This window comes from Anabaena sp. UHCC 0451, from assembly GCF_034931405.1.
Lineage (GTDB): Bacteria > Cyanobacteriota > Cyanobacteriia > Cyanobacteriales > Nostocaceae > RDYJ01.
The window spans coordinates 17,484-43,101 of the sequence record NZ_JAYGHA010000038.1 but is presented as its reverse complement, the minus strand read 5'-3'; the positions used below and the strand labels follow the sequence as shown (position 1 = coordinate 43,101).

Here is a 25,618-nt window from a genome sequence, read left to right as displayed (position 1 = left end):
AATTTTTTCAAAATTCAAATATGATTCCTATAACTAATAACTAATAACTAATGACCAATGATTAATTTAAATCTTCTAATTTAATTCTGGGGTCAGCAGCTTTTAACATTAAGTCAGCAATCAAATTACCAAGAATCAATAAAACTGCACTCATCACTAAACTAGCCATAACTAAATATTGATCTTTTGCTAAAACTGCTTGTAAAGTCAACTTACCCAAACCTGGCCAATTAAAAAAGTTTTCTGTGATAAATGCACCACTTAACAAACTTGCTAATTCAAACCCCAACAAAGTAATTAAAGGGTTGATAGCATTTCGTAAAGCATGAACATAAATAACGCGGTTTTCTGGTAGACCTTTAGCACGAGCAGTCTGAATATAATCTTGCCGCAAAACATCCAATAATTGACCGCGCATAATCCGTTGTAAACCAGCAAAACTAGTAATACTTAAAGCAATTAACGGTAAAATTATATGCCAACTGATATCTAAAATTTTACCCAGCCAAGTTAGTTCAGCATGATCAATACTAGTCATGTTACCCACCGGAAATAGCGGGGTAGTGATTTGGGCTAAGAACAATAAAAATAAGGCAGTAATAAAACTGGGAACGCCTTGTCCAGCATAGCTTAAGACCTGTAAAATCTTGTCAGTGGGACGATTTTGTTTAACAGCAGCGAGAATACCCAGAGGAATAGCTATAGACCAGGTTATCAATAAAGAAGCGATCGCTAACAACAAAGTCGCTGGTACTCGTTCCCACAACAGGGAAGATACAGAACGTTGATAAATAAAACTTGTACCAAAATCACCCCTAGTAATAATTTGCCTCAACCAAAACCAAAACTGTTGCGGCCAAGACTTATCTAAACCAAATTGTTGCCGTATTTCTTCAATCCGTTCCGGGGAAATCTTCGGGTTTTGTCGTAGTGTATCCACATAATCCCCCGGAGACAACTTCATGATAAAAAACGACAAAGCCGATGCCAAAAAAATTGTCAACAGAGCTTGCAATAATCTTTTGATTACATAAACAAAAGTTTCATCTGTCACCAGCTTAATTAGCCAATCTCGACCCATCAGCAAAGAAATCTTTGTATTTGTCATTAGCTCAGTTATCAGTTGTCAGTTATCACTGTTCTCTATTCTCTCTTACACTGTCACCTGTCACCTGCCACCTGTCACCTGCCACCTGTTACTTGTCACCTGTTACCTGTTACCTGTCACCTGTCACCTGTCACCTGTTACCTGTCACCTGTTACCTATTCCTAATATTCAACTAGAGAGATAATTGGTGCATCGGGCAGATGTTTCCGTCCTTGCAAATCCCGTAGCTCGATGATAAACCCAAAGCCCACAAGTTCACAGCCAATTTTTTGTAACAACTTAGCCGTAGCACTTGCAGTTCCACCCGTAGCAATCAAATCATCAACAATCAAAACCTTGCTACCTGGACTTAAAGCATCCTGATGTACTTCTAAGCTGTCTGTACCATACTCTAGTTCATAATCAATACTGTGAACTGCTGCTGGTAACTTTCCTTTTTTGCGAATGGGAATAAAACCAGAACCTAATTTATAAGCCAGAGGTGCGCCAAAAATAAACCCCCGTGATTCCATACCCACAATACAATCTGCTTGGATTTCCAATTCAATACATTTTTGTGCTAAAAAGTCAATAGTGTAGCGTAAACCCTCTGGATCACGCAGTAGGGTGGTAATATCCCGAAATAAAATTCCAGGTTTAGGAAAATCTGGTATGTCACGAATCAGAGATTTTAAATCCATATTTGTCAGTAGTCAAGAGGTAAAACGCTAGAGCTAAAAGGCAAGAGGCAAAAGAAAGATAAATATTCTTTCTTCCTCAATCTCCAATTCCCTGAAAAATCGTACACTATAATGTCATCTTCTGGAGATTATTGCCCTCTGTTTCATGAATCATTGACAATAACTGAGAATTTAAACCAAGCTAGAGATGTATTTGTCCCGTTAACGTAGGTAGGTAGGTCAACTGATGCTTTAAAAGTTTCATTACAGTATACGGAAATCTTGGTATAACAAGAGTAAGTATTGTATATATTGGGATGTTGATGCCATAACCACAAGCCTAAGTTCTGGTTTGGCTATTTATCTTAAATTGTGTTTAATTTTGTTTTACTTATTTCACTCAGTTTGTTGGAATAGCACAAGGTATTTTAGAGAATGAATGTCTCCGCAAGCGTAACGTCATTGAATAGTCCAACTCCTGAAGTCATGCCGATGATTCTGGATACATTACCAGATCCGGCCATCGGTCCAAAGGGATGCCCTCGCAGAACCACATTGCAAATAGACCTAATGTTACTGGCAATTGAAGCTTTAGAGCTTGGGGGTTCTGAAGCCATTCTTGCCTTTGCCCAAGAATTAGACCTGACAGGAATTATTAAAAATCGGGTAAATTTATGGCGAATGCGAGCTTCTAATCCTTTGCGAAGAGCGCACAGCCGCCGTCCGTTGACTATCATAGAAGCAAAAGCTTTAGTCGTGATTGCTTGCTACATAGCGCGGCGATTAACGGTTGTCATCCGCCAGCTGCTAATGATATATCAGCAATTGTCTGAAAAGCAGATTCCACTAGAGCAAAATTTACGTCTAGCTAATTACCTAGAAAGGTTTAGAGCGCATTTTAAAAGCCGGATGAATGCCAAACGTTCTGTTTTAATAACATTAAACTCAGACGAAAAATTAAATGAACTGGCTATAGATTTATTAGCAAAATTACTATTCTGCACTGGTACAGCTGGAATGCAGCGTTTCTGGATTTCTCTTTTTGACGGTGAAGTAGAATGAATATTCAACGTAAGTACAGTTTACCTAATTGCACATTGCTGTTAGAGGGGTTAAGTGACGTAGCCATATCTACCAATTTTCAAGAACTGCGTCCAGAACTATCTATATTGGTAAATGCAGAATGCTATTTATCTAGTTATAGTCAACCTATAACCGGAGGTAGGGAATTTTTTGAAAGCTTGGTCAGGGCAGTAAGCGCCTATGCCCAAGAATTTTTAAGCACTGTACCCAACCCTCAAGCACACAACCATGAGTCAGAGTTAGTAGAGTTGCAAAAAATTGACAGCAACCGACATAGCTTAATTGTGCATTCAGAAATTACTGCTGATGGTTTGCAATCTCAATCAAATGAAGTTAAACAGTCATCTATTCAAATTGATTTGAATACAGTGCAGTTGTTTGATTTAGTCGAGGCGGTAGATCAGTTTTTTGCTGATACCCAAACCTTACCAGAGTTAACACTAGAACTACAACCTGTTACTAGGCGCTATGGTGGTGCTAGTCAAGTTTTATTGAAACAAGCAGTACCAGTAAGTGTGGGAGTATCAAGTTTGGCAGTAGCAGCGGTGGCTTTTAGTTTGATTCCACCTCCCCAGTTACGTCCACCCGAACCTCAGTTAGAGTCACAAACTGAGACTACAACACCCACAGTTTCACCGACACCAACAACTTCTCCTACAGACTCACCCACACCAACAACATCACCTACAGCCACAGCCACACCGATTATCAAAGATTTAGAAGCACTGCTAAATACAGTCCCAGAAATTACTGATCCTTCTCAACTACGTGCATTGAATCGGCAAGTATATAATCAAATTCACCCTGTTTGGAATAATCGCGAGGAAATTACAGAGGATTTAGTCTATCGCTTGGGTGTGGCCGCTGATGGTAGTATCATTGGTTATAAAGCCGTCAACAAAAATGCGAATGACGGCATAGAAAAAACTCCTCTACCAAAACTACTATACAACCCTACTAACCGTAGTATTACCAACGAACCCATCGCTCAATTCCGCGTAGTCTTTACTAGACAAGCTGTCTTGGAAGTTAGTCCTTGGCGTGGATATGCCAAAACACCAGAGGTAACTGGTGCCAAAATTACTGATTCCAGTACAGTCAAAGACTTAAACCAAAAGCTTTATAATACAATTCGCCAAAATTGGAGCGTTACACCTACCTTTAGCAGAGAATTAAAATATCGGGTAGCGGTAAACAAAATTGGTGTTATTGCTGACTATGAGCCACTCAACCAAGTCGCTTTTGACTTTTTTCGAGAAACACCTTTACCACAGATGTTCCAATCTGAGTACGGTTCTAATGCAGCTGCCCCTAATAACAAAGAACCTCTTGCCCACTTTCAAGTAATTTTTAAAGCTAACGGTACATTGGAAGTCAGCCCCTGGGAGGGATATAGGTAACTGGGGACTGGGGACTGGGGACTGGGGACTGGTGACTGGTGACTGGTGACTGGGGACTGGGGACTGGTGACTGGTGACTGGTGACTGGTGACTGGTGACTGGAAGGATGAATAACCCAATTACCAATTACCAATTACCAATTACCAATTTACTTAGTAATTCTCTTCATATAGTTTCCCCATAACTGAGCAGCTTGACCACTGCTACCAGAGGTGGGGGAATTATTGTCATTTCCTAGCCAAATGCCTGTTACAAGTTGCCGACTGGGAATAAAACCAATAAACCACAAGTCAACATTTTTATCAGTTGTTCCAGTTTTACCTGCTTCTTCTCCCAGTCCAATGGATGCACTACGACCAGTACCACTGGAAATTACCCTCTGCATCATATTAGTCATTGTATTGGCGATACTTGTTTTTAGCACTCGCTTATTACTATCTCGATCCTGGTCGTAGGAATAGACGACACGACAGGTCTTTAAATCATTGCGATCCTCACAATCACTACTGTCTAAAATTCTGCTAATAGCATGGGGACGATTCCATATACCACGATTGTTAATAGCGCCAAAAGCACCAGTCATTTCTAAAACATTGACTACACTTTGACCAAGAACTAAACCAGGAACACCTTCCAAAGAAGATTTAACTCCTAAACGCTGCGCCATTTCCACAACTTTATTTAATCCTACTTCTCTGGCAATTCTTAAAGCAATGGGGTTTTCTGAGAGTGCCAAGCTTGTGGCTACATCTAAACTACCCGCACCAGAGCGACAGGGTTTGTAAGTAAATCCCCCCCAAGGGAATGCAGCGCAGGAATAGGTTCTTGATGTTGGTATTCCTTGTTCTAAAGCAGCAGCGTAAGCAAAAATCTTGAAGGTAGAACCTGGTTGTCTTTGCGCTTGTACAGCCCGATTGAATTGGCTTTTTTTGTAATCGTTTCCCCCCACCATTGCCAAGATGCTGCCAGTTTTGGAGTCTAATGTCACTATTGCGCCTTGAGAAAACCGTAAGGTTGAACCAGCGTTACTTAGTGAATTTCGCAGGGCTGATTCTGCTTGGGCTTGAATTGCTTGATCTAACTGGGTTTCAATGATGTAGTTGCCTTCTCTTGCTGCTCCTTCCCCCAATATTGATTCCAGTTCCTGAAAAACGTAATTATAAAAGTAGGGGGCAACTGTTTGAGCTTGTCTTTCGCAAACTTTGGGACTAACTTGGACAGGGGAACGTCTGGCGCGGTTGGCATCTTCGACGCTAATTTTGCCCATGTCCAGCATCCGCCTAATTACACGATTGCGGTAATCTGCTGTATCCAATTTTCTTGGACTATCTCCACAAAAATTGAAGCCATTAGGTGCTGGTAAAATTGCTACTAGGGTTGCTGCTTCTGAGAGAGTTAATTCTTTGGCTGATTTTTCAAAGTAATATTTAGCGGCATCTTCAAAGCCGGAAGTATCCCCACCTAAAAACACTCGATTTAGGTAAGTGAGTAAGATATCATCTTTACTGTAAAAGGTTTCTAATTTCAGTGAAACAACTGCTTCACGCACTTTCCGCCCCAAGGAATCTTGTCTACCTACATAATCACGGAATAAACTGCGGGCAGTTTGCTGAGTAACTGTACTCGCTCCTTGTTGTACGCCACCTGTGCGGCTGTTGATTAATACGGCTCGCAAAATACCTAATGGATCAACTCCAAAGTGCCAGTAATAGCGACTATCTTCAGAAGCGACTACCGCAGCTGGTAAGTAAGGACCAAAGTCAGATAACTGTTTTAAGTCTACGTGAGCAATATTCCGGGGTTCTCTTAGTGGTGTAGAACCATCACGGGCATAAACGACTATAGGGGCGCTGGTGGCTGTAGGTAGGGGGCTGACAGAAAATTTTGTCCATTCTAGACCAATGGCTAGGGCAAATAAGGTGCTGACACCACCAACACCATAAAATCCCCATGTTGCTGCTTTAATATACCAGGCTGGCGGATCGATGTATTGCAGCCGTACTGAGGCAGCAAGTTCTGGTGGACCCAAGGTGAAAACGTCACCATGACGCAGTTCTAAAGATGTAACTCGTCGTTTGCCAATATAAATGCCATTGGTAGAATTTTCATCTTTGATGGTGAAGGTGGGAGTTCTTTGGCTGGAATCCCGTGATAGGGACAAATGTATTTGGCTAACTACTGGGTTGCGGACGACGATATCGCTAGATTTGGAACTCCGCCCTAATATGTAGCGATCGCCCAATAGGGGATATATTTCCGCTTTATCCGCCCCCGCATCCTGCACCCAGAGTTCTGGTACTTTGGCATTAGGCTTGAGCGCCAGTTTGGAAAAATCTACCCTGGCTTGAATGGTGTTTACTGCTTGCGTCAGTTGACCAAGTAAGGTTTGTGGCTTTTGCGGCGGTTGCGGGGAACTCATCGGCTATATCACATCACGGCTGTTGGTGAAGACAGAATCGCACGGATCGCAATTTTAATGCTAGTCTTACACCATTTTACTCGCAAGCTCAAAATAAATTCTTTGTACTGAATTATTTGAGTTACTTATTATACTTTGAGATACAAATAAAGTGAAATTAATCTGTGATTTTTTGCACTAGTTTCTCTATGGGAAAATGATTGTTATTTAAATCAAATGCTCATTTTATCTCAATATCAATATCTGTACAGATTCAACCACTATATCTAGTCTTGTATTCCTAAAAACTACTCTACAATAAACAAAAGATTTAAATGCTACCATCTTTAAATTCAACTATCATTAATACATGAAAATTACATCTTCCTTGAGGAAGATTTTGTCTAATCAATAGTTTGATTTAATTAGCGAATTGTTCCGTTGACCTTGAGGTTAATTTCAGAATGAAGGGAAAATCTCTGACCCTGATTGGTACAGCCATGACTTTAATGCTTACCAGCAATGTTGCTATGGCTGAATCAAGTAAATCTTTATTGACAGAATCGAGTGACTCATCTATGGGTTCGGCAGCGGAAATCAAAATGTCCCCAGAAGGAATGAAAATTCTCTGCAAACATTTCCCACTTAATTCCCGTTGTCCAAATGGTATACCACTGCATAATAATTTTCTAAGTCCTGCTCAAGCACCAGAAAGCAGTCCTGTTGAAAGCGATACTAATCTAGATACTACCACAGTACCAATAACGCCAACTACAGTATCACCTGAGAATTCTACTCAATTAACTCCAGCACCCTTGGTACCAACTACAGTATCACCTGAGAATTCTACTCAATTAACTCCAGTTCCAGAAAGTTCCTCTTTACAGGAATCTGGTAATTCAGGTAACAGCAGCGAACAAGTTCCTGTCAATATTTTGCCAGCAACTCCCCCATCTGGTATGTAAACCGGAATTATTTATAGCAGTCAACAATCAGCTTTTAAAAGTCTTGTCTAACAAAGATTCCAGAATTTAAGATTGTTTTCACTGCTGTGATGTTTGCTATAAATTAAAAACTGAGCATTCCTTAAGGAACAACTCTCGCTACGTTGATTTGTTCAACCAGGGAATTTTCCAAAACTTTGTATCAAAAAAATCTCTATTACTAAATCAGCGGATTTCTGAATATCAAGAAACCGCTGGTATTGGCGATAGAGATTTAAATCATTTTTAGTAACAGTATCTTATTAGCGTGATCTGTGACTAGACGTAGGTGTTTTTTGAAAAGATGCAATTAACAAGCAAATAATACCAATACTAATAAAAGAATCAGCCAGATTAAATACCGCAAAGTTAATGAGGCGAAAATCGATAAAATCAACGACGTAGCCTAATGCAAATCTATCAATACCATTACCTATTGCACCGCCTAAAATAAAACCATAACCTAACTGCTCCCAAAAGATTAAAATTGGTCCCCAGGATGCTATAGATATCAATATTAAACTTACCCCCAAAGATAGCCAGCGCAACCATTCAACCTTTCCACTGAAAAGACTAAAAGCTGCACCTGTGTTAGTGACATAGGTAAAGTGAAATATTCCGGGTAGTAGTGGTAGTGTTTGTCCTAAAGCAAAGGTTTTAACTACCCAGTATTTTGTCAGTTGGTCTGTAAAAAACGCAGTGAAAGCAACAATCCAAAAAAGGCGATTTTTTAAACGCATGGTAAATTATTTATTAGTCATTGGTCATTAGTCATTGGTCATTAGTTATGAGTTATTAGTTATTAGTCATTAGACAACTAATAATTGACGATTGACTAATAGAACATGATATGTCTTAGCACATAAGCTATGATGGTGACGGCACAAACCACAACTAATTGTCCTGGTAGTGATAACCAAGAATATTTAAGTATTGCTTGCATTAAAGGTAGATTGTCTGCAACTCTCCAGGGGAAAAGATAACTGATCACTAAATACGCAATACCGCAGATGTGAACAGTTAACAAACCGCAAAAACAGCTAAATGCTAGGGTTTCTAAACGAGGTCTGACTTTAAAGGCAAAATAACCGCAAATCCAAGCTCCGGGAATAAAGCCAAGCAGATAACCAAACTGGGATAGTTTAACATAACCGATACCGCCTCCTTCGGCAAATACAGGCAATAAGGTTAATCCCATGACTAAATACGCAATCTGCGAAAGCGCACCAGCATTTTTACCTCCTAAACAACCTACTAATAGCACCGCACCAATTTGATAGCTAACGCCTAAAGAAAGGGTTTTAATTCCTTGCTGACTCCAACTCCAAGGTAAGGTAGTGCCGTAGGCTTCTAGGAACGTGCCACCCATTGTTAGGAGTAAGCCAATCATGGACCATAATAATTGATTGGAAGCAGCAAACATTTATCAGGCAACAGGGGGAAATTCCCAAGGTAACACTAACAGCAACCAGTATAGGCGCATAATCTCAATGGCAGTCAGAATATTTTGGGTTTGACTATAAGGTTTACTTATAGGAACAGCCGGTAAGCGTAAAACTCAGCGGCTTTAGCCCTGAGATATAAGTGGCTTGTGTGACTTTAGTCACATTCATCTTTCTTGATTCAGTAATATAACCGTAATTTTGGCGAACTATCATATTATGTGAGTATAATTTTTAGCATAATCAAACAGCGAATCCCTAGAATAAATTTTGAATTTGTTAACCTTTTGTTTACCTAAAATTAAATATTTAACGGTATGTTAGAGGCGCTTATGTGGCAATTTACAAAATTTGGACAGCAATGCTATTACGTCAATTTTCCGTCAAAAATAATCGCCTGAGAAACTCAATCACCGTATTAGCACTGGCACTGGGTTTAGTAGCTTGCGGGGGAGAATCAAGCCCAGATAACACTGCTACTGACAATGGAGGAAATACCCAAAATACTACTGCCTCCAGTCCTACTAAGTTGGACTTAGGTGGAAATATTACATTGACTGGTGCTGGTGCATCTTTCCCCGCGCCACTTTACCAAACTTGGTTTGCTGAGTTGAACAAAAAATATCCAAGTTTGCAAGTTAACTATCAGTCAGTTGGTAGCGGTGCGGGTGTTGAGCAATTTATCCAAGGTACTGTAGACTTTGGTGCTAGTGACGTGGCAATGAAAGATGAGGAAATCGCCAAAGTACCCCAGGATAAAGGCGTGATCTTATTGCCTGTGAGTGCTGGTAGCATTGTTTTAGCTTATAACCTACCAGATGTTCCTGAACTCAAACTACCACGAGCAGTATATACTGATATCCTACTGGGTAAAATCAAGTCTTGGGATGATCCGGCAATTGCTAAAGCCAATCCTGAAGCCAAGTTACCCAAGCTGCCAATAGCTGTAATCTATCGTGCTGATGGTAGTGGTACTACAGGTGTGTTTACAAAACATCTCAGCGCCATCAGTCCAGAGTGGAAAACTAAAGTTGGTGAAGGTAAAAGTGTAAAATGGCCAGTAGGTGTTGGTGGTAAGGGTAATGAAGGTGTTACTGCCCAAATCCAACAAACTCAGGGATCAATTGGTTACATAGAATACGGCTACGCTAAACAAAGTAATCTGAAGTTTGCTGCTTTGGAAAACAAGAGTGGCAAAATTGTTACAGCTAATGAAGAATCAGCATCTAAAACTCTAGAAGCTGTAACCCTCCCAGAAAATCTCCGTGCCTTTATTTCTGATCCAGAAGGTGCAGATTCTTACCCCATTGTCACTTATACTTGGATTCTGGCTTATAAAAAGTATCCTGATGCGGCTAAAGCAAAGGCAATGGAAGCAACAATCGAGTATGCTTTGACTGATGGACAAAAACTGGCTGGTGAATTAGGTTACGTTCCTTTACCAGCAAATGTCGTGACGAAGGTGGCTGCTGCTGCTGATCAGATCAGTCCTGATTATAAAATTGCTGTTGGTGGTGCTACTAGTGCGAGTAAGTAGTTTCACTCTTTGATCGAGTCTCAAGATATCTAACCATTGAATTCACAAATCAGCTGGGAACCCTGATGAGTCCTTATGTGAGATTGAAAAGCAACGAAACAATAGTTTGAGTTTGAGTAAATCTGGTTCCCCTTCACATTTTTTCTGATTTTATTTTTACAGTCAGTATTCATGACTACAAATTCTCAAAATCTATCATCAGCAATTAAACAACGCTCTGAACTTGACAAATCTCTAGATCGGGGCTTTATTTGGTTGACACGCTTTTTTGCATTGGCGATCGCTGGTATACTCATCTGGATTTCCATACAAGTAGCTATTGGTGCTTGGCCTGCTATCCAAGAGTTCGGTTTGGGCTTTTTATTTAAAAGCAGTTGGAACCCAGTCAATGACACTTATGGCGTTTTACCAGCAATTTATGGAACTCTGATGAGTTCTTTTATTGGACTGTTAATAGCTATACCCATCGGTATTGGTACGGCCATTTTATTAAGTGAGAATTTTCTGCCATCTCAGGTGCGTTTGGTAATAGTATTTTTAGTAGAACTACTAGCGGCTATTCCTAGTGTGATCTACGGAGTCTGGGGAATTTTTGTTTTAGTCCCAATTTTAAATGATTTGGGTAAATGGCTACATACTCATTTAGGCTGGATACCATTTTTTAGTTCCCCACCTACAGGTCCAGGGATGTTACCCGCAGGAGTGATATTAGCAATTATGACTTTACCTATCATTACTGCTATATCCCGTGATGCTTTAATTTCTCTCCCTCCCAGCTTACGTCAAGCTGCTATCGGACTGGGAGCAACTCGGTGGGAAACAATTTTTCAAGTTCTCATTCCTGCTGCTTTTTCTGGTCTTGTCAGTGCAGTTATGTTAGCACTCGGCCGAGCTATGGGTGAAACAATGGCTGTAACGATGTTAATTGGTAATTCTAACAATATCAATATTTCTTTGTTAGCTCCATCTAATACCATTTCTTCCCTACTAGCAAATCAATTTTCTGAAGCTGGTGGTTTACAAGTAGCAGCTTTAATGTATGCAGCTTTAGTGTTGTTTATCTTGACTTTGGTAGTCAATATTCTGGCAGAATATATAGTTCTCCGGGTGAAGCGACTTTAGTCACAGCCGTTATCAGGATAATAATGACAAGTTTAAATTATAAAATCCTGATTATACAAGTGTTATCACTAACTGCTGACTGCTATATATTAGGTTGAATTATGACTTCTCTTTTTCCCACAAGCAGCCTGACTCGTTCCTCTACGTCTCCCCGCACCTTATTTAATACGGTGATGACCGTAGTAGCTTTTGGCTGTGGAGTATTGGCGCTAGTTCCCTTACTAGCTGTACTGTCCTATGTACTGTTTAAAGGCTTTAGCAGTCTCAATCTCGATGTATTTACCCAACTACCACCAGCACCTTTCAGAAAAGGAGGAGGTTTCGGTAATGCCATTTTGGGAACATTACTGATGGTTGGTATTGGCGCTCTTTTCAGTATTCCTACGGGGGTATTAGCGGCTATTTATTTAACAGAATTTAGCACTCCTAAGATTGCGAGAGGGGTACGCTTTGCTACTAACGTCCTGAGTGGAGTACCATCAATTATTGCTGGTGTATTTGCTTATGGAATTGTAGTTTTAACTTTAACTAAGCTCAACTTAGGCTCTTACTCGGCTTTGGGTGGTGGGTTTGCATTGGCAATTTTAATGCTACCAATTATTGTCCGCACCACAGATGAAGCTTTACAGTTAGTACCTCAAGATTTACGACAAGCATCTTTAGGGTTAGGAGCAACTAATTTTCAAACAGTCACTCAAGTAGTTTTACCAGCTGCTTTACCTGCAATTGTTACAGGATCTACTTTAGCGATCGCTAGAGCATCAGGAGAAACTGCACCATTATTGTTTACTGCGCTCTTTTCCTCTTTTTGGCCTAGTGGCTTACTCAAACCCACGGCTTCTCTGGCTGTCTTAGTTTATAACTTTGCCATTTCACCATTCCAAAATTGGCAGTCATTAGCTTGGGCTGCTTCTTTGATTTTGGTGTTGATGGTTCTGATTACAAGTATCATCGCTCGCTGGGCAACTAGGCAAAAGGCTTAACAAAACATCATCATTAAGATGCCCAAATCATCTTTACAACTTAACTCTAAACTATGGCTACTAATACTAGTACAATCAATGATACGGAATTAGTTTTACGTACAGAAAACCTCAACATTTTCTACGGCAATTTCTTAGCTGTACAAAATATTTGGCTAGATATCCCCAAAAACCAAGTTACGGCTTTTATTGGACCTTCTGGTTGCGGTAAGAGTACATTACTACGTTGTTATAATCGTCTAAACGACTTGATTGATTCTTTTCGTGCAGAAGGTAAGGTCTATTTTTACGATAAAAATTTGTATGCACCTGACATCGATCCTGTAGAAGTACGTCGTCGGATTGGGATGGTGTTTCAAAGACCAAATCCTTTTCCTAAATCAATTAAAGAAAATATTGCTTTTGGTGCAAAAATCAACGGCTATAGAGGCAATTTTGACGAATTAGTAGAACAGAGTTTGCGACAAGCGGCTTTGTGGGATGAGGTTAAAGATAAACTTAACCAAAGTGGTTTATCCCTATCTGGTGGACAACAACAAAGATTATGTATTGCTAGAGCGATCGCAGTTCAACCAGAAGTTATCCTCATGGATGAACCCTGTTCTGCTCTTGATCCTATTTCCACTTTGCGCGTTGAAGAACTAATTCACGAACTTAAACAAAAATACACTATCGTTATCGTTACCCACAATATGCAGCAAGCTGCACGGGTTTCTGATAAAACAGCTTTCTTTAACGTCAAAACCTCCGATAAAGGTGGACGTACAGGTTATTTAGTAGAATACGCCTCGACAGAATTAATTTTCAACAATCCACAACAAGAAGATACAAAAGCTTACATCAGCGGTAGGTTCGGTTAAATATAATAGTGATGTCACGGTTTCTATTTTGATGTGACAGCTATCTATTAAAAATAATCTACATCTACCTATCACTGGAAAATCTGTACAGTGATATTTTTTTATGCGTCTGTTGTTGATGTGTGATAGTTAGGGTGAAGAAGGTAGGATTGAAAATTGTGAGAATACAAATGGCTGTAAAGGCAGTTAAAATGCTGTTTCCACAATTAGTAAAAATGTTAAACTGAAATTCTAAATACAGAATCTAATCCTTAATTTTAACTATATTTTGAGGTTAACCGTGCGCTCACCTTCTCAAATCAGTATCCCAGAATCCGTAAATCACAAGCAGTCTCCTCTCTCTAGCTCGTCAGTTGTTACTCCTACAAGAGCTTCTGGCGGTTTTGCTTTGTTAGATAGTCTACTTCGTCATGGTGTTGAGTATATTTTTGGTTATCCCGGTGGAGCAATTTTACCGATTTATGATGACCTGTATAAAGTCGAAGAAAATGGCAGTATTAAGCATATTCTTGTGAGACATGAACAAGGTGCTTCCCATGCGGCTGATGGTTATGCCCGTGCAACTGGTAAAGTAGGAGTATGTTTTGGTACTTCTGGACCGGGAGCGACTAACTTAGTTACGGGTATTGCTACTGCTTACATGGATTCAATTCCCATGATTGTGGTTACAGGACAAGTGCCACGGGCTTCAATTGGTACGGATGCTTTTCAAGAAACGGATATCTACGGTATCACTTTACCCATTGTCAAGCATTCTTATGTAGTTCGCGACCCTAAAGATATGGCGCGAATTGTGGCGGAAGCTTTCCACATTGCCAGCACGGGCAGACCTGGACCTGTTTTGATAGATGTTCCTAAAGATGTGGCTTTGGAACAATTTGATTATGTACCTGTAGCACCAGGTTCTGTGAAGTTACCTGGTTATCGTCCCACAGTTAAAGGTAATCCCCGTCAAATTAACGCAGCTATACAGTTAATTAGAGAAAGTCGCCGTCCATTATTGTATGTGGGTGGGGGTGCGATCGCAGCTAATGCCCATACAGAAGTTAAACATCTGGCAGAATTATTTAATATTCCCGTCACTACTACTTTGATGGGTATCGGTGCATTTGATGAACATCATCCCCTCTCTTTGGGAATGTTAGGAATGCACGGCACGGCTTACGCTAACTTTGCTGTAACAGATTGTGATTTGCTCATTTGCGTCGGTGCAAGATTTGATGACCGGGTGACAGGTAAATTAGATGAATTCGCTTCCCATGCTAAAGTCATTCATATTGACATTGATCCGGCTGAAGTTGGTAAAAACCGTGTTCCTGAAGTTCCTATTGTCGGCGATGTCAAGAGTGTTTTAACTGATTTACTGCGGCGATGTCAAGACGCAAACAGAAAAACTACACCTGATCAAAACCAAGAATGGTTAAACTTAATTAACCGTTGGAAAAAAGATTATCCCTTGGTTGTGCCTCATCATGCTGATAGCATTTCTCCCCAAGAAGTAATTGTGGAAGTTGGTAGTCAAGCACCCAACGCTTTTTATACCACTGATGTTGGTCAGCATCAAATGTGGGCTGCCCAATTCCTCAAAAATGGACCCAGACGCTGGATTTCTAGCGCAGGTTTAGGCACAATGGGTTTTGGTGTTCCTGCGGCCATGGGTGTTAAAGTTGCCTTCCCCGATGAAGAAGTAATCTGTATCAGTGGTGATGCTAGTTTCCAAATGTGCTTGCAGGAATTGGGAACATTAGCACAATATGGTATAAATGTCAAGACCGTAATTTTAAACAACGGTTGGCAGGGCATGGTGCGACAATGGCAAGAAGCCTTCTATGGTGAACGTTATTCCTGCTCAAATATGGAAGTCGGGATGCCTGATATTGAGCTTTTAGCACAGGCTTATGGTATCAAGGGGATGGTGATTAGCAAGCGGGAAGAGTTGGCAGACAAAATCGCCGAAATGCTGGCACACAATGGACCGGTGATTGTCAATGTTCATGTTACCAGAGATGAAAACTGCTATCCAATGGTAGCTCCTGGTAAGAGTAATGCACAGATGTTTGGTTTACCTAAGCCAGCACCTACAGCTACGGTTGAACCAGTTTCTTGCAGTCACTGTGGTACAAAAAATCCACCTAACCATAATTTCTGCGCTGAGTGCGGAACTAAGTTGTAGTTAGATGCTATAGGGGTTTAGCAATGCTAAACCCTTACTCAATAATTATATATAAGATTCTTATTTAATTTGTTATGTACAGTTTTAGTATTGCTACAATATATTACGTTAAATTACGGCAATAGATACAAGTATTAATTGGGTCTAATATGTATAAAAATCATCTATTCCTGATTATATGAATCTCTTACTCAACCCTGCATTGACACTGAGTTATAACCAACTGAGCGCCTTTTCTGGTTTAGACAGTTCCTGGAATCTCTTCGATACGGCTTTTGGTACGCAGTATGATCGCACTGTGGCTGTAACGCTTCGTTCTCAATGGCAAGCAGGTGATTTTAGTCAACTTCCACAAATTGAGATTCTTGATAGCAGTAGCACGGTAACAATTACCAGCGCCATCTTACAGGCCACAGATGCCGATAGTTTTCCCGATCAACTGGTATATACCCTGACTGGCATCCCAACCGGAGGAAGCTTAAAACTAAATGGAACTTCATTGACAGTTGGTAGCACCTTCACTCAATTAGATGTCCTCCAAGGACTCGTCACCTACACCAATACTAACAACCTTGCAACTAACGATAGCTTTACCTTCAACTTTACAGATAACACCTTCGTTACCAAAGTTTCCGTAGGAATTAACGGATCACAAACTAACGGAGATTCTATTCTTCCAGGTATCTCCGCCAACGGACGTTATGTAACATTTCAATCTAATGCAACCAACTTAGTCAGTAGCGATACCAACAATGTTTCCGATGTTTTTATCTATGATCGCCAATTAGGAATCACCAAGCGCGTTTCCGTTGCCACGAATGGCACTCAAGCTAACAATGTATCAACTATCGAAACATCATCCATTTCCTCAGATGGTCGCTTTGTTCTCTTCCAATCCCTTGCCAGTAACTTAGTTAGTGGCGATACAAATAACGTTCAAGATGGATTTATTCGAGACACACAAGTAGGTACGACTAGCCTTGTCACCGTAGCTAATGATGGTAGTCAAAGTAATGGCTTATCATCAATTGGTTATTTATCTGATAATGGACGTTATGTTTCCTTTGTTTCAGATGCCACTAATTTAGTAAGTGGTGACACGAATAATGTCCGCGATGTATTTGTTCGTGATCGGCAAGTTGGAACAACCATTCGAGTTTCGGTTGCCTCCGATGGCACTCAAGCAAATGGAGTCTCAAATGGAGCCTACATGAGTCCAGATGGACGCTACGTTGTTTTTCGGTCTGATGCGACAAATTTGGTAGCTGGAGACACTAATGGATTTGCAGATATCTTTTTACGAGATTTGCTAACAGATACTACCACCCGTATTTCCAATGGCATCGGGGGTACTCAAGCTAATGGATCAAGCAATTTAGCGAGCATCTCTGCTGATGGTCGCTATGTGGTTTTTAGCTCTGATGCGAGCAACTTAGTTACTGGTGATACTAATGGCGTTAGGGACGTATTTCTGTATGATAGACAACTAGGACAAATTATTTTCTCTAGCATCCAAGGTAATGGAGTCACAGACAACCCTCGCATTTCTGCCGATGGTCAGTTAGTCACAGTTACATCCAGTGCAAGTAACGTCTTTAGCGTTGATACCAATGGGACTAGCGATGTATTTATTTATGATGCCGCTACAAAAACCATTGGGTTAGTCTCATTTAACAATTCTGAGGAGGTAGGTAATGGAGCTTCTGCCAACTTACGTTGAAAACCTTACCTTAACTGGAACAGCAGCAATCAACGGTACTGGTAATACAGGTAATAATATCCTCAAAGGTAACAACGCTAATAACATACTCTCAGGATTGAATGGTGATGACATCCTCTTCGGTTTCAATGGTAATGATACTTATGCTTTTGTTGCCAATACTGCTTTAGGAATTGACACTATTATAGAAACAACACCCGGAAGAATAGATACTATTGATTTCAGTGGTACTACTGCTGCTGTGAAGGTAAATTTGGGTGTCATCACATCACAAACTGTCAATAGCAATCTCAAACTCGTCCTTTCTGCTAACAACGTCATCGAAAATGCTATAGGTGGCACAGGAAATGACCGTTTCACGGGTAATTCACTGAATAATACCTTAAATGGTGGAAATGGAAATGATCAACTGCAAGGGTTAGCAGGTAATGATATTCTCAACGGTGGAACTGGTAATGATATTCTCAACGGTGGAACTGGTGATGATAATTTGATTGGTGAAATTGGTGATGATAATCTGATTGGTGGAACTGGTAATGATAGACTCTGGGGGGGAGCAGGTAATGATATTCTCAATGGTGGAACGGGTAATGATAAATATCTGTTTCAAAGTGATAGTGCCTTTAGTACCAGCTTAGGCGTTGATTACATTAGCGAGTTTGAAGCGGGAATAGACCAGATTGTATTAAGTAAAACCACTTTCAATGCCTTACCAATGCTGTCGGACAGGCTTTAACTGACTTTGCAGTTGTTGCTGATGATGAATTTGTAGACGCTAGTAATGCCCATGTTGTCTTTAGCCAAAGCACTGGTAGTCTATTCTATAACCAAAATGGTAACGTTTTGGGTGCAGCAGCAGTGTTTGAGTTTGCGCGTTTAGGTAATGTTGGTATAACTCTCGCTAGTAGTGATTTTAGCTTGGTTGTCTAGGTTTTGAGGATTATCTTGTCACAGAAACTCCTACCTGTATAGAGACGTTTCTAGGAACGTCTCTATAATATACTGCCGAGAGAACTATTTTTTGTGTTAATGTGATTATCAAAAAACTTAGGTACTGCAATAAAACCCTTGGATATCTATGTTAAAAATATTACTGTCTTATAAATGTATGAAAAAAAGTAACAGCCTCTGTGATTTTCTGCAATGATTTGGGAATCTAAGAAGTTAGCTCAATCAAAAGGATAATCATGTCTAAATCTGAGTTGGTTAAAAGCAGCAGCAGCACTCCAGTTAAGCTAGAAGCAGAGGTAGCGATCGCTATCATTGGGCTTTTTTCAGCTTCTAGTGAAGATGAAGGGATTATTTCCCCTGAAGAATACCCCTTACCAGAAATGCTAGAAGGTATTGATTTGTTTGAAAATTTCTCTGAGGAAGACTTTGACAAGTTAACAGCCAAAGTTAACGCCTTAATAGGGGAACAAAAAGTAGAGAATTTAATTCCTAGTGCGATCGCATCTTTAACAAAAAAGAGCAATCGTGAAGCTGCTTACATCACAGCTATCTTGATAGTGGGGATGGAAGAAGAGATACCAGAATCAGAAGAAGATTATCTCTTTGATCTTCAGGAAGTATTAAAAATTTCCGATGATCGAGCAGAAGAACTGATAGACGAAGTTTTCGAGGAATACGAAGAGGAGGAAGAGGAATAATTATTTGTTTATGTTCTGATCAGAAACTTCGATTTAAAAAAACTTAATACCCAGATCCCCAACTTATCAAAGAAATTGGGGATCAACTCCAGATAAATAAGTTTATTTAGCTCATGAGTCGCACATAATAGGATATCATGGGCTTTTTGTCTAGGGTACTTCCAAGAAATAAATTATCCAAATTAACATATCGCTAAAGCGAAAGCTACGCAAAATTACAAAATTATGATGAGGTTTAGCAGAAATAAAATGATTTCCCAAAGAATTTCTATGAGCTTGATTTCGCTATTTGTAAGCATTCAAATTGCTGTTAATCAACAAATCGCTCAAGCACAAACCCCAGAAGTAAAAACTACTGCAAAATATACTTGTCCTGCTCAAATAGAATCATCTATTAATTCTGTAATTAATCGTCCTTTATTTAAAAGAATGCGTTGGGGAATTTTAGTAAAACCCATATCGTCTCAAAAAACTCTTTACAATCGAGATGGGGAAAAATATTTTATTCCTGCTTCTAATACTAAACTTCTCACAACAGCAGCAGCATTACAAAAATTAGGGGCAAATTTTCGTATTCGTACTTCTGTTTATCAAGACATTAATGGTATTTTACGTGTTGTTGGTAGAGGAGATCCGAGCTTAAAAGATGCTCAATTAACAATATTAGCAAAACAACTATATCAACAAGGAATTCGGGAAATTGATCAGTTAATTGCTGATGATAGTTATTTTCAAGGTGAAGTTGTTCATCCTAGTTGGCAATGGGAAGATGTACAATTTTATTATGCTGCACCTGTGAATAGTTTAATTGTCAATGAAAATGCTTCTGTTTTAACTTTTTTACCTCAAAAAATTGGACAACCATTAAAAATTAAATGGGCTAATCCCCTAGAAGCATATAGTTGGGAAATCAAGAATGATTCTGTGACTACCCAAGAAAACGAACCAGGTTTTATAGAAGTTAACCGTGATTTAAAAGGACAGATATTAAGCATTAAAGGACATTTAGCTGTGAATGCAAAACCAGATATCACAGCCATAGCTGTTTTTGATCCTGTTAAAAATTTCTTACGACATTTCCAATTGAGTTTAGCAAAAGAGGGAATTAAAGTTAAGCAGACATCGCATATCAATGGAGGCAAAAATGAACAAGAAATAGCCGCTGTTGAGTCTCCAGTATTATCGGAATTATTAACAGAAACAAACGTCAATAGTAATAATTTGTATTCTGAAGCTTTACTGAAAACTTTAGGTAATCAACAAGCATTAGCAAAAAATCAAACTAGTTTTGATACTGGGTTAGAAGTGGTTAAATCAACTTTAACTGAATTGGGAATTGAAGCCAATAGCTATATGATTGTAGATGGTTCTGGTTTGTCTCGGAAAAATCTAATTAGTCCAGAAGCTGTAGTGCAACTTTTGCAAATCATGGCTAAATCTGACCAAGCAGAAGTATTTCGTGCTTCCTTACCTGTTGCTGGTGTTAGTGGTAGTTTAAAAAATCGGTTTCTGAATACATCTGCACAGGGAATTGTGCAAGCCAAAACAGGTACAATGATGGGTGTAGTTGCTCTATCTGGATATGTCAACGTTCCTAATTATGAACCTTTAGTTTTTAGTATTATCGTCAATCAATCTGAACAACCTGCAAGTGTTATTAGGAAAGCAATGGATGAAATTGTAGTGTTATTAACACAGTTAAAAAGATGTTAATTTATCTGAATCAGGATTTTCAGGATGTTGTTTGATGATTGTTGGGGGAGGAGTTTTTAAATTTGTGATATTTTAGAAATGTTATTATATTAGGAGTTACACATTGACCGAATACACCAAATATATATGGTGGTAAAAACCACATTTTTCGTAAGGGTTTAGCACTGCTAAACCCCTACAGAACGGGTATATTTACCATTAACATAATCATTAATCAAAAACTGAAACGACCTATTTCGGTAAAAGCATCCCATGATTATTTTGTAAAGTGCGTAAGTCCTATATATGATGTTTTTATATGATTTATGTGAGATAATTGTTAAAATTACGATTTACGATTTACGATTTACGATTTACGACTTAATTTACTAAGTATCTCATCCTGTAAATCCTTAAATCCTGGACATCCTGATTCAGACAATCATAAAGTCTCTGCATCAGAATTGTGAATATTTAAAAACGAACATACATATTTTAAGTAATTCAGTAAAAATACCGTATTCAATACATCCAGTATAATTGAGTATGAATATATATTGATATGTAAAAATCTAAACCTATGGCAACCATCAAACCCATCATTGATATATTTGATGTCAGCATCATCGAAGGTAACAGCGGTACAAAACAACTAGTTTTCTCCGTCACCCTAAACCAAGCAACTACCGAAACCATTAGCATTAGATATACTACCCAAGACGGCACTGCTACAACTGCCAACAACGACTACACAGCCGTTACAGGCACATTAAACTTTGCACCGGGAGAAACCTTTAAAACCTTTGCCATCACCATCAGAGGGGATGCACAAGTTGAGGCAAATGAAACCTTCAAAGTCAACCTGAATCTGCTTTCTGGACAGGCAATATTCAACAAAACCCAAGGTATAGGCACAATAGTCAATGATGATAAATCCTATTTTGGTTATAAATCCTTTGTCCAGTTTGGGACGAGTGATAATGATAATGCCAGAGGCATCAGCGCGGACAGTAGTGGCAATGTCTATGTGACTGGCTACACTTATGGCTCTCTACCAGGTAACACCAACCAGGGTGATTTTGATGCCTTTGTAGTCAAATACAACAATGATGGTACTCAAGCCTGGGTGAAGCAATTTGGTACTGCTGGTTATGACGAAGCCAACGGTATTAGTGCTGATAGTAGTGGCAATATCTATGTCTCTGGCAACACTTTTCGCAGTCTTGCTGACAATGCCTACATCGCCAAATACAACACCAATGGAACTCAAGCCTGGATCAAGCAGTTTGGCTCTAATAATAGTGAAGCCAGCAGCATCAGTACAGACAGCAGCGGCAATATCTATGTCGTAGGTCAAACGTCTGGCACTTTACCAAGCAATACCAATCAAGGTGGTGATGATGCCTTCATTGCTAAATACAATACCGATGGCACTCAAGCCTGGATCAAGCAGTTTGGTACGAGTAGTTATGAAGAAACTTCTGGCATCAGTACAGACCGTAGTGGCAACATCTGTGTCGTTGGTAATACCTCTGGGAGTTTGCCAGGTAATACCAATCAGGGCAATAGTGATACCTTTATTGCCAAATACAATAGCGATGGTACACAAGCCTGGGTGAAACAGTTTGGCTCAAACAGTATAGATGAAGCCAGAGATATAAGCACCGACAATAATGCTAATATCTATGTCACTGGCTGGACTAATGGCAGTCTGGCAGGGTACAGCAATCAGGGCTATTATGATGCCTTTGTTGCTAAATACAACGCTGATGGTACTCAAGCCTGGATCAAACAGTTTGGCACGAGTGATTATGACCTAGCCTATGGTATTAGTGCCGACAGTAGTGGCAATATATATGTTGTAGGTGAAACAGGTGGCACTCTACCGGGTAATACCAATCAGGGTACTGGTGATGCCTTTGTTGTCAAATATAACGCCGATGGTACTCAAGTTTGGTTAAAACAGTTTGGCACAAATTATGATGACGCAGCTAATGATGTCACTGTAGATGTTAGTGGTAATATTTATGTTACAGGCTATACTAGCCGTACTCTACCAGGCAATACTAATCAGGGTGGTGATGATGCCTTCATCGCTGTATTCGACAGCAACGGCAACCTGATATCACCCACCATCACCGTCCAAGCAACCGACAACCAAGCAGCCGAAACCCTCACTGGTACAACTCCCAACCCCGGAGTATTCACCCTCACCCGCACCGGCAACCCTGGACAAGCCATCACCGTCAACTACACCCTCACAGGCAAAGCCATCAAAGGTACAGACTATACCACCGTCAGCAATAACGTTACCTTTGCCGCAGGTAGCAGCACTGCCACAGTCACCATTAACCCCATTGATGACACCATCTACGAAGGTACAGAAGCCGTTACCCTCACCCTCAGCAATGGCAATAACTACTTTTTAGGAACTGCCAAAACTGCCACAGTCAATATCCGCGACAACGACAACGCACCTCCAGTTAACAAAGTACCCACAACCCAAACCATCAACGAAGATACAACCCGCATCTTCTCCACTGCTAACGCTAACGTCATCAGAATCAGTGATGTGGATGCAGGTAGCAAACCGGTCAAAGTCACCCTCACCACCAATAACGGTATCCTCAACCTCGCTTCCACTACAGGACTGACGGTAACAGGGAACGGTACAGGCAGCATCAACGCTACAGGTACGATATCTGCCATTAACACCGCCCTCAATGGACTTTTATTTACACCAACCGCCAACTTTAACGGTAATACCAGCATCCAAATAGTCACCAATGACCAAGGCTATTCCGGTGCTGGTGGGGCAAAAACCGATACTGACACTGTTGCTATTAGGGTAAATGCGGTTAACGATAGTCCAGTTAACACTGTACCCAGCAGCCAAACCATCAATCAAAATACATCCTTGGTTTTTTCCGCTGCTAACGCTAATGCTATCAGCATCAGTGATATTGATGCAGGTAGCAACCCGGTCAAAGTCACCCTCACAGTTAATAACGGTATCCTCAACCTCGCTTCTACTACCGGACTCACCTTCACTGGTAACGGAACAGGCAATCTTAATGTTACAGGTACAATATCTGCTATCAACACCGCCCTCAATGGACTGACTTTCACTCCTAGCAACAACTTTAATGGTGCTGCTAGTCTGCAAATAGTCACTAATGATCAAGGTTATTTTGGTGCGGGTGGGGCATTAACTGATACTGACACCGTGGCAATAACTGTCAATGCTGTTAGTCAGACTGTCACCACCACTCTCAACACAGATGTGATTAATACTGGTAACGGTGATGATACGGTTACTGCCAATTTTGAAGAATTACTGCAAAACGACCAAATTAAAACAGGTGCAGGAATTGATACCCTAGTTCTCAAAGCCGGAATTGCTACGAGTTTTATTAGCATCAACCTGAATAATGCCACAAATCAACTACAAAACATCACTGGAACTACTCTGTTAAACTTGGAAAAATTCGACTTTAGTGCTTTTGTAGGCATGACGGAATTTTACGGAGGTGCTGGTAATGACTTTATTAAAGCTGGTGCTGGTCAAGACTACTTAGATGGTGGCAGTGGTGACGACTCTCTCAACGGTGGTACAGGTGCAGATAACCTCATTGGTGGTCTTGGTAATGATATTTACACTGTCGATAATACAGGAGATCAAGTTTTAGAAGGTTTTAATGCTGGTATAGATACTATTCAATCTTCTGTCACCAGGACATTAGGCAATAATCAAGAAAATCTGATATTACTTGGAATTGCAAATATTAACGGTACTGGTAACACTCTCAATAATACGATTACTGGCAATAGTGGTAATAATGTGATTAACGGTGGTACAGGTACAGATACCATGATTGGTAGTTTAGGTAATGACACTTACACAGTTGATAATATTAATGATGTTGTCACCGAAAATGCTAACGCTGGTACTGATAGAGTTCAATCTTCCGTTACTTGGGCTTTAGGCAACAACCTAGAAAACCTGACCTTAACCGGAAGTGCTAATATCAATGGTACAGGTAACAACCTCAATAATACCATCATTGGCAATGGTGGCAGTAATATTCTCATCGGTGGTTTAGGATCTGATATCCTAACAGGTGGAGTGGGTAATGATTTCTTCCGCTTTAATAATTCCAGTGAAGGAATTGATACGATTAAAGATTTTACTGTAGGTAATGACGTAATTCAAATATCTGCAAGTGGTTTCGGTGGTGGTTTAGTTGTAGGTACGCTTTCTAGTTTTGCTTTCCGTTCTGGTGCAGGTATCACCACTGCCAATGATAGCTTACAGCGGTTTATTTACAATAATAGCAATGGGGCTTTGTTCTTTGATGCTGATGGTAATGGCGCTAGTTCGTCTAGTGTGCAAATAGCAACTCTTTCCGGGCTGCCGGGTTTGAGTGCTAACCATATCGTGACTGTATAAAATATAGCTATAATTCAACTTCAGAACCATAAGATCCCCGACTTCTTTTTTGAACTTGTCAATAAATGATGACTTGATGTTAGAAGTCGGGGATCTGTATATTGCGTTACAAAACAAAATTATTAGCCGCTTTGAATTGTTACAAAGGAGGTTTTTTTGGCGTTTGCTCAAGATATGAATCAAGTCAAAAGTGGGTAGTCTCAATACAGGAGGAATCAAACCATCCCTTGATTAATAAGAAAAACTTGTGAATATGATGAGTTGTCCACAGTTGAACTTTTAGGTATGCTTTCTCGGAAAAATAGCATCCTCTGCTGTAGTTATTCAGTAGCGATTGTTCATAAAGACTAACCAAGGGC

18 protein-coding genes are annotated in these 25,618 nt (G+C 40.0%); 13 read left to right on the top strand and 5 right to left on the bottom strand.

The window, feature by feature from the left end:
* Positions 1 to 61 precede the first annotated feature (61 nt).
* Positions 62 to 1,108 carry an ABC transporter permease gene (locus tag VB694_RS22050; protein WP_323362480.1) on the bottom strand — a complete coding sequence of 349 codons (1,047 nt, stop codon included), beginning with the start codon at positions 1,106 to 1,108 and terminating at the stop codon, positions 62 to 64.
* A gap of 161 nt (positions 1,109 to 1,269) precedes the next feature.
* The gene (locus VB694_RS22045; protein WP_323362479.1) at positions 1,270 to 1,788 is read right to left on the bottom strand and encodes an adenine phosphoribosyltransferase; all 519 of its coding nucleotides are present in this window, start codon (positions 1,786 to 1,788) and stop codon (positions 1,270 to 1,272) included.
* Positions 1,789 to 2,202: 414 nt separating this feature from the next.
* Here VB694_RS22045 and VB694_RS22040 point away from each other — a divergent pair, with 414 nt between their 5' ends.
* Both VB694_RS22040 and VB694_RS22035 read left to right on the top strand, forming a co-directional pair.
* Positions 2,203 to 2,829 carry a DUF3038 domain-containing protein gene (locus VB694_RS22040; protein WP_323362478.1) on the top strand — a complete coding sequence of 209 codons (627 nt, stop codon included), beginning with the start codon at positions 2,203 to 2,205 and terminating at the stop codon, positions 2,827 to 2,829.
* Positions 2,826 to 4,250 (top strand): DUF4335 domain-containing protein, encoded by a 1,425-nt coding sequence (locus tag VB694_RS22035; RefSeq protein ID WP_323362477.1) that lies wholly within the window; start codon positions 2,826 to 2,828, stop codon positions 4,248 to 4,250. Before VB694_RS22040 ends, VB694_RS22035 begins: the two co-directional genes overlap by 4 nt.
* 148 nt (positions 4,251 to 4,398) lie before the next feature.
* Here the strand turns inward: VB694_RS22035 and VB694_RS22030 are convergent, their stop codons facing one another.
* Positions 4,399 to 6,669, bottom strand: coding sequence for a transglycosylase domain-containing protein (locus tag VB694_RS22030; RefSeq protein ID WP_323362476.1), 2,271 nt, complete (start codon positions 6,667 to 6,669; stop codon positions 4,399 to 4,401).
* A 443-nt stretch (positions 6,670 to 7,112) separates the two neighbouring features.
* Here VB694_RS22030 and VB694_RS22025 point away from each other — a divergent pair, with 443 nt between their 5' ends.
* Positions 7,113 to 7,613, top strand: a complete 501-nt coding sequence (locus VB694_RS22025) for a hypothetical protein (protein WP_323362475.1) — start codon at positions 7,113 to 7,115, stop codon at positions 7,611 to 7,613.
* 281 nt (positions 7,614 to 7,894) lie between these two features.
* Here the strand turns inward: VB694_RS22025 and lspA are convergent, their stop codons facing one another.
* A complete protein-coding gene (lspA, locus tag VB694_RS22020; protein WP_323362474.1) occupies positions 7,895 to 8,371 on the bottom strand; it encodes a signal peptidase II in 477 nt (158 codons plus the stop codon).
* Between the two features lie 95 nt (positions 8,372 to 8,466).
* Positions 8,467 to 9,054, bottom strand: coding sequence for a biotin transporter BioY (locus VB694_RS22015; protein WP_323362473.1), 588 nt, complete (start codon positions 9,052 to 9,054; stop codon positions 8,467 to 8,469).
* 380 nt (positions 9,055 to 9,434) lie between these two features.
* Between VB694_RS22015 and pstS the strand changes: the two genes are divergently transcribed.
* From pstS to VB694_RS21965, 10 genes are all read left to right on the top strand, one after another.
* Positions 9,435 to 10,610, top strand: coding sequence for a phosphate ABC transporter substrate-binding protein PstS (gene pstS / locus VB694_RS22010; protein WP_323362490.1), 1,176 nt, complete (start codon positions 9,435 to 9,437; stop codon positions 10,608 to 10,610).
* A 171-nt stretch (positions 10,611 to 10,781) separates the two neighbouring features.
* A complete protein-coding gene (gene pstC / locus VB694_RS22005) occupies positions 10,782 to 11,732 on the top strand; it encodes a phosphate ABC transporter permease subunit PstC (RefSeq protein ID WP_323362472.1) in 951 nt (316 codons plus the stop codon).
* Between the two features lie 101 nt (positions 11,733 to 11,833).
* A complete protein-coding gene (pstA, locus tag VB694_RS22000; protein ID WP_323362471.1) occupies positions 11,834 to 12,715 on the top strand; it encodes a phosphate ABC transporter permease PstA in 882 nt (293 codons plus the stop codon).
* A gap of 53 nt (positions 12,716 to 12,768) precedes the next feature.
* Positions 12,769 to 13,575 carry a phosphate ABC transporter ATP-binding protein PstB gene (gene pstB, locus VB694_RS21995; RefSeq protein ID WP_323362470.1) on the top strand — a complete coding sequence of 269 codons (807 nt, stop codon included), beginning with the start codon at positions 12,769 to 12,771 and terminating at the stop codon, positions 13,573 to 13,575.
* Positions 13,576 to 13,855: 280 nt separating this feature from the next.
* Positions 13,856 to 15,748 (top strand): biosynthetic-type acetolactate synthase large subunit, encoded by a 1,893-nt coding sequence (gene ilvB, locus VB694_RS21990; protein WP_323362469.1) that lies wholly within the window; start codon positions 13,856 to 13,858, stop codon positions 15,746 to 15,748.
* 178 nt (positions 15,749 to 15,926) lie between these two features.
* Complete coding sequence (locus VB694_RS21985) at positions 15,927 to 17,468, top strand: cadherin-like domain-containing protein (protein WP_323362468.1); 1,542 nt, start codon at positions 15,927 to 15,929, stop codon at positions 17,466 to 17,468.
* Complete coding sequence (locus VB694_RS21980) at positions 17,443 to 18,204, top strand: calcium-binding protein (RefSeq protein WP_323362467.1); 762 nt, start codon at positions 17,443 to 17,445, stop codon at positions 18,202 to 18,204. Before VB694_RS21985 ends, VB694_RS21980 begins: the two co-directional genes overlap by 26 nt.
* Before the next feature lie 451 nt (positions 18,205 to 18,655).
* Positions 18,656 to 19,117: a hypothetical protein gene (locus tag VB694_RS21975; protein WP_323362466.1), complete on the top strand. Its 462-nt coding sequence runs from the start codon at positions 18,656 to 18,658 to the stop codon at positions 19,115 to 19,117.
* 252 nt (positions 19,118 to 19,369) lie between these two features.
* On the top strand, positions 19,370 to 20,830 hold the full coding sequence (gene dacB / locus VB694_RS21970; RefSeq protein WP_416233496.1) for a D-alanyl-D-alanine carboxypeptidase/D-alanyl-D-alanine-endopeptidase: 1,461 nt from the start codon (positions 19,370 to 19,372) through the stop codon (positions 20,828 to 20,830).
* Positions 20,831 to 21,389: 559 nt separating this feature from the next.
* Positions 21,390 to 25,259 carry a beta strand repeat-containing protein gene (locus VB694_RS21965; protein ID WP_323362464.1) on the top strand — a complete coding sequence of 1,290 codons (3,870 nt, stop codon included), beginning with the start codon at positions 21,390 to 21,392 and terminating at the stop codon, positions 25,257 to 25,259.
* The last annotated feature ends 359 nt before the right edge of the window (positions 25,260 to 25,618 follow it).

Excerpts from the sequence above, each read along its gene's own strand:
- pstS (WP_323362490.1), top strand. The coding sequence starts at position 9,435 with ATGCTATTACGTCAATTTTCCGTCAAAAATAATCGCCTGAGAAACTCA.
- VB694_RS22045 (WP_323362479.1), bottom strand. The coding sequence starts at position 1,788 with ATGGATTTAAAATCTCTGATTCGTGACATACCAGATTTTCCTAAACCT.
- pstA (WP_323362471.1), top strand. The coding sequence starts at position 11,834 with ATGACTTCTCTTTTTCCCACAAGCAGCCTGACTCGTTCCTCTACGTCT.
- pstB (WP_323362470.1), top strand. The coding sequence starts at position 12,769 with ATGGCTACTAATACTAGTACAATCAATGATACGGAATTAGTTTTACGT.
- pstC (WP_323362472.1), top strand. The coding sequence starts at position 10,782 with ATGACTACAAATTCTCAAAATCTATCATCAGCAATTAAACAACGCTCT.
- VB694_RS22050 (WP_323362480.1), bottom strand. The coding sequence starts at position 1,108 with ATGACAAATACAAAGATTTCTTTGCTGATGGGTCGAGATTGGCTAATT.
- VB694_RS21975 (WP_323362466.1), top strand. The coding sequence starts at position 18,656 with ATGTCTAAATCTGAGTTGGTTAAAAGCAGCAGCAGCACTCCAGTTAAG.
- VB694_RS21985 (WP_323362468.1), top strand. The coding sequence starts at position 15,927 with ATGAATCTCTTACTCAACCCTGCATTGACACTGAGTTATAACCAACTG.
- VB694_RS22035 (WP_323362477.1), top strand. The coding sequence starts at position 2,826 with ATGAATATTCAACGTAAGTACAGTTTACCTAATTGCACATTGCTGTTA.
- VB694_RS21980 (WP_323362467.1), top strand. The coding sequence starts at position 17,443 with ATGGAGCTTCTGCCAACTTACGTTGAAAACCTTACCTTAACTGGAACA.
- VB694_RS22030 (WP_323362476.1), bottom strand. The coding sequence starts at position 6,669 with ATGAGTTCCCCGCAACCGCCGCAAAAGCCACAAACCTTACTTGGTCAA.
- lspA (WP_323362474.1), bottom strand. The coding sequence starts at position 8,371 with ATGCGTTTAAAAAATCGCCTTTTTTGGATTGTTGCTTTCACTGCGTTT.
- VB694_RS22040 (WP_323362478.1), top strand. The coding sequence starts at position 2,203 with ATGAATGTCTCCGCAAGCGTAACGTCATTGAATAGTCCAACTCCTGAA.
- VB694_RS21965 (WP_323362464.1), top strand. The coding sequence starts at position 21,390 with ATGGCAACCATCAAACCCATCATTGATATATTTGATGTCAGCATCATC.
- VB694_RS22015 (WP_323362473.1), bottom strand. The coding sequence starts at position 9,054 with ATGTTTGCTGCTTCCAATCAATTATTATGGTCCATGATTGGCTTACTC.
- VB694_RS22025 (WP_323362475.1), top strand. The coding sequence starts at position 7,113 with ATGAAGGGAAAATCTCTGACCCTGATTGGTACAGCCATGACTTTAATG.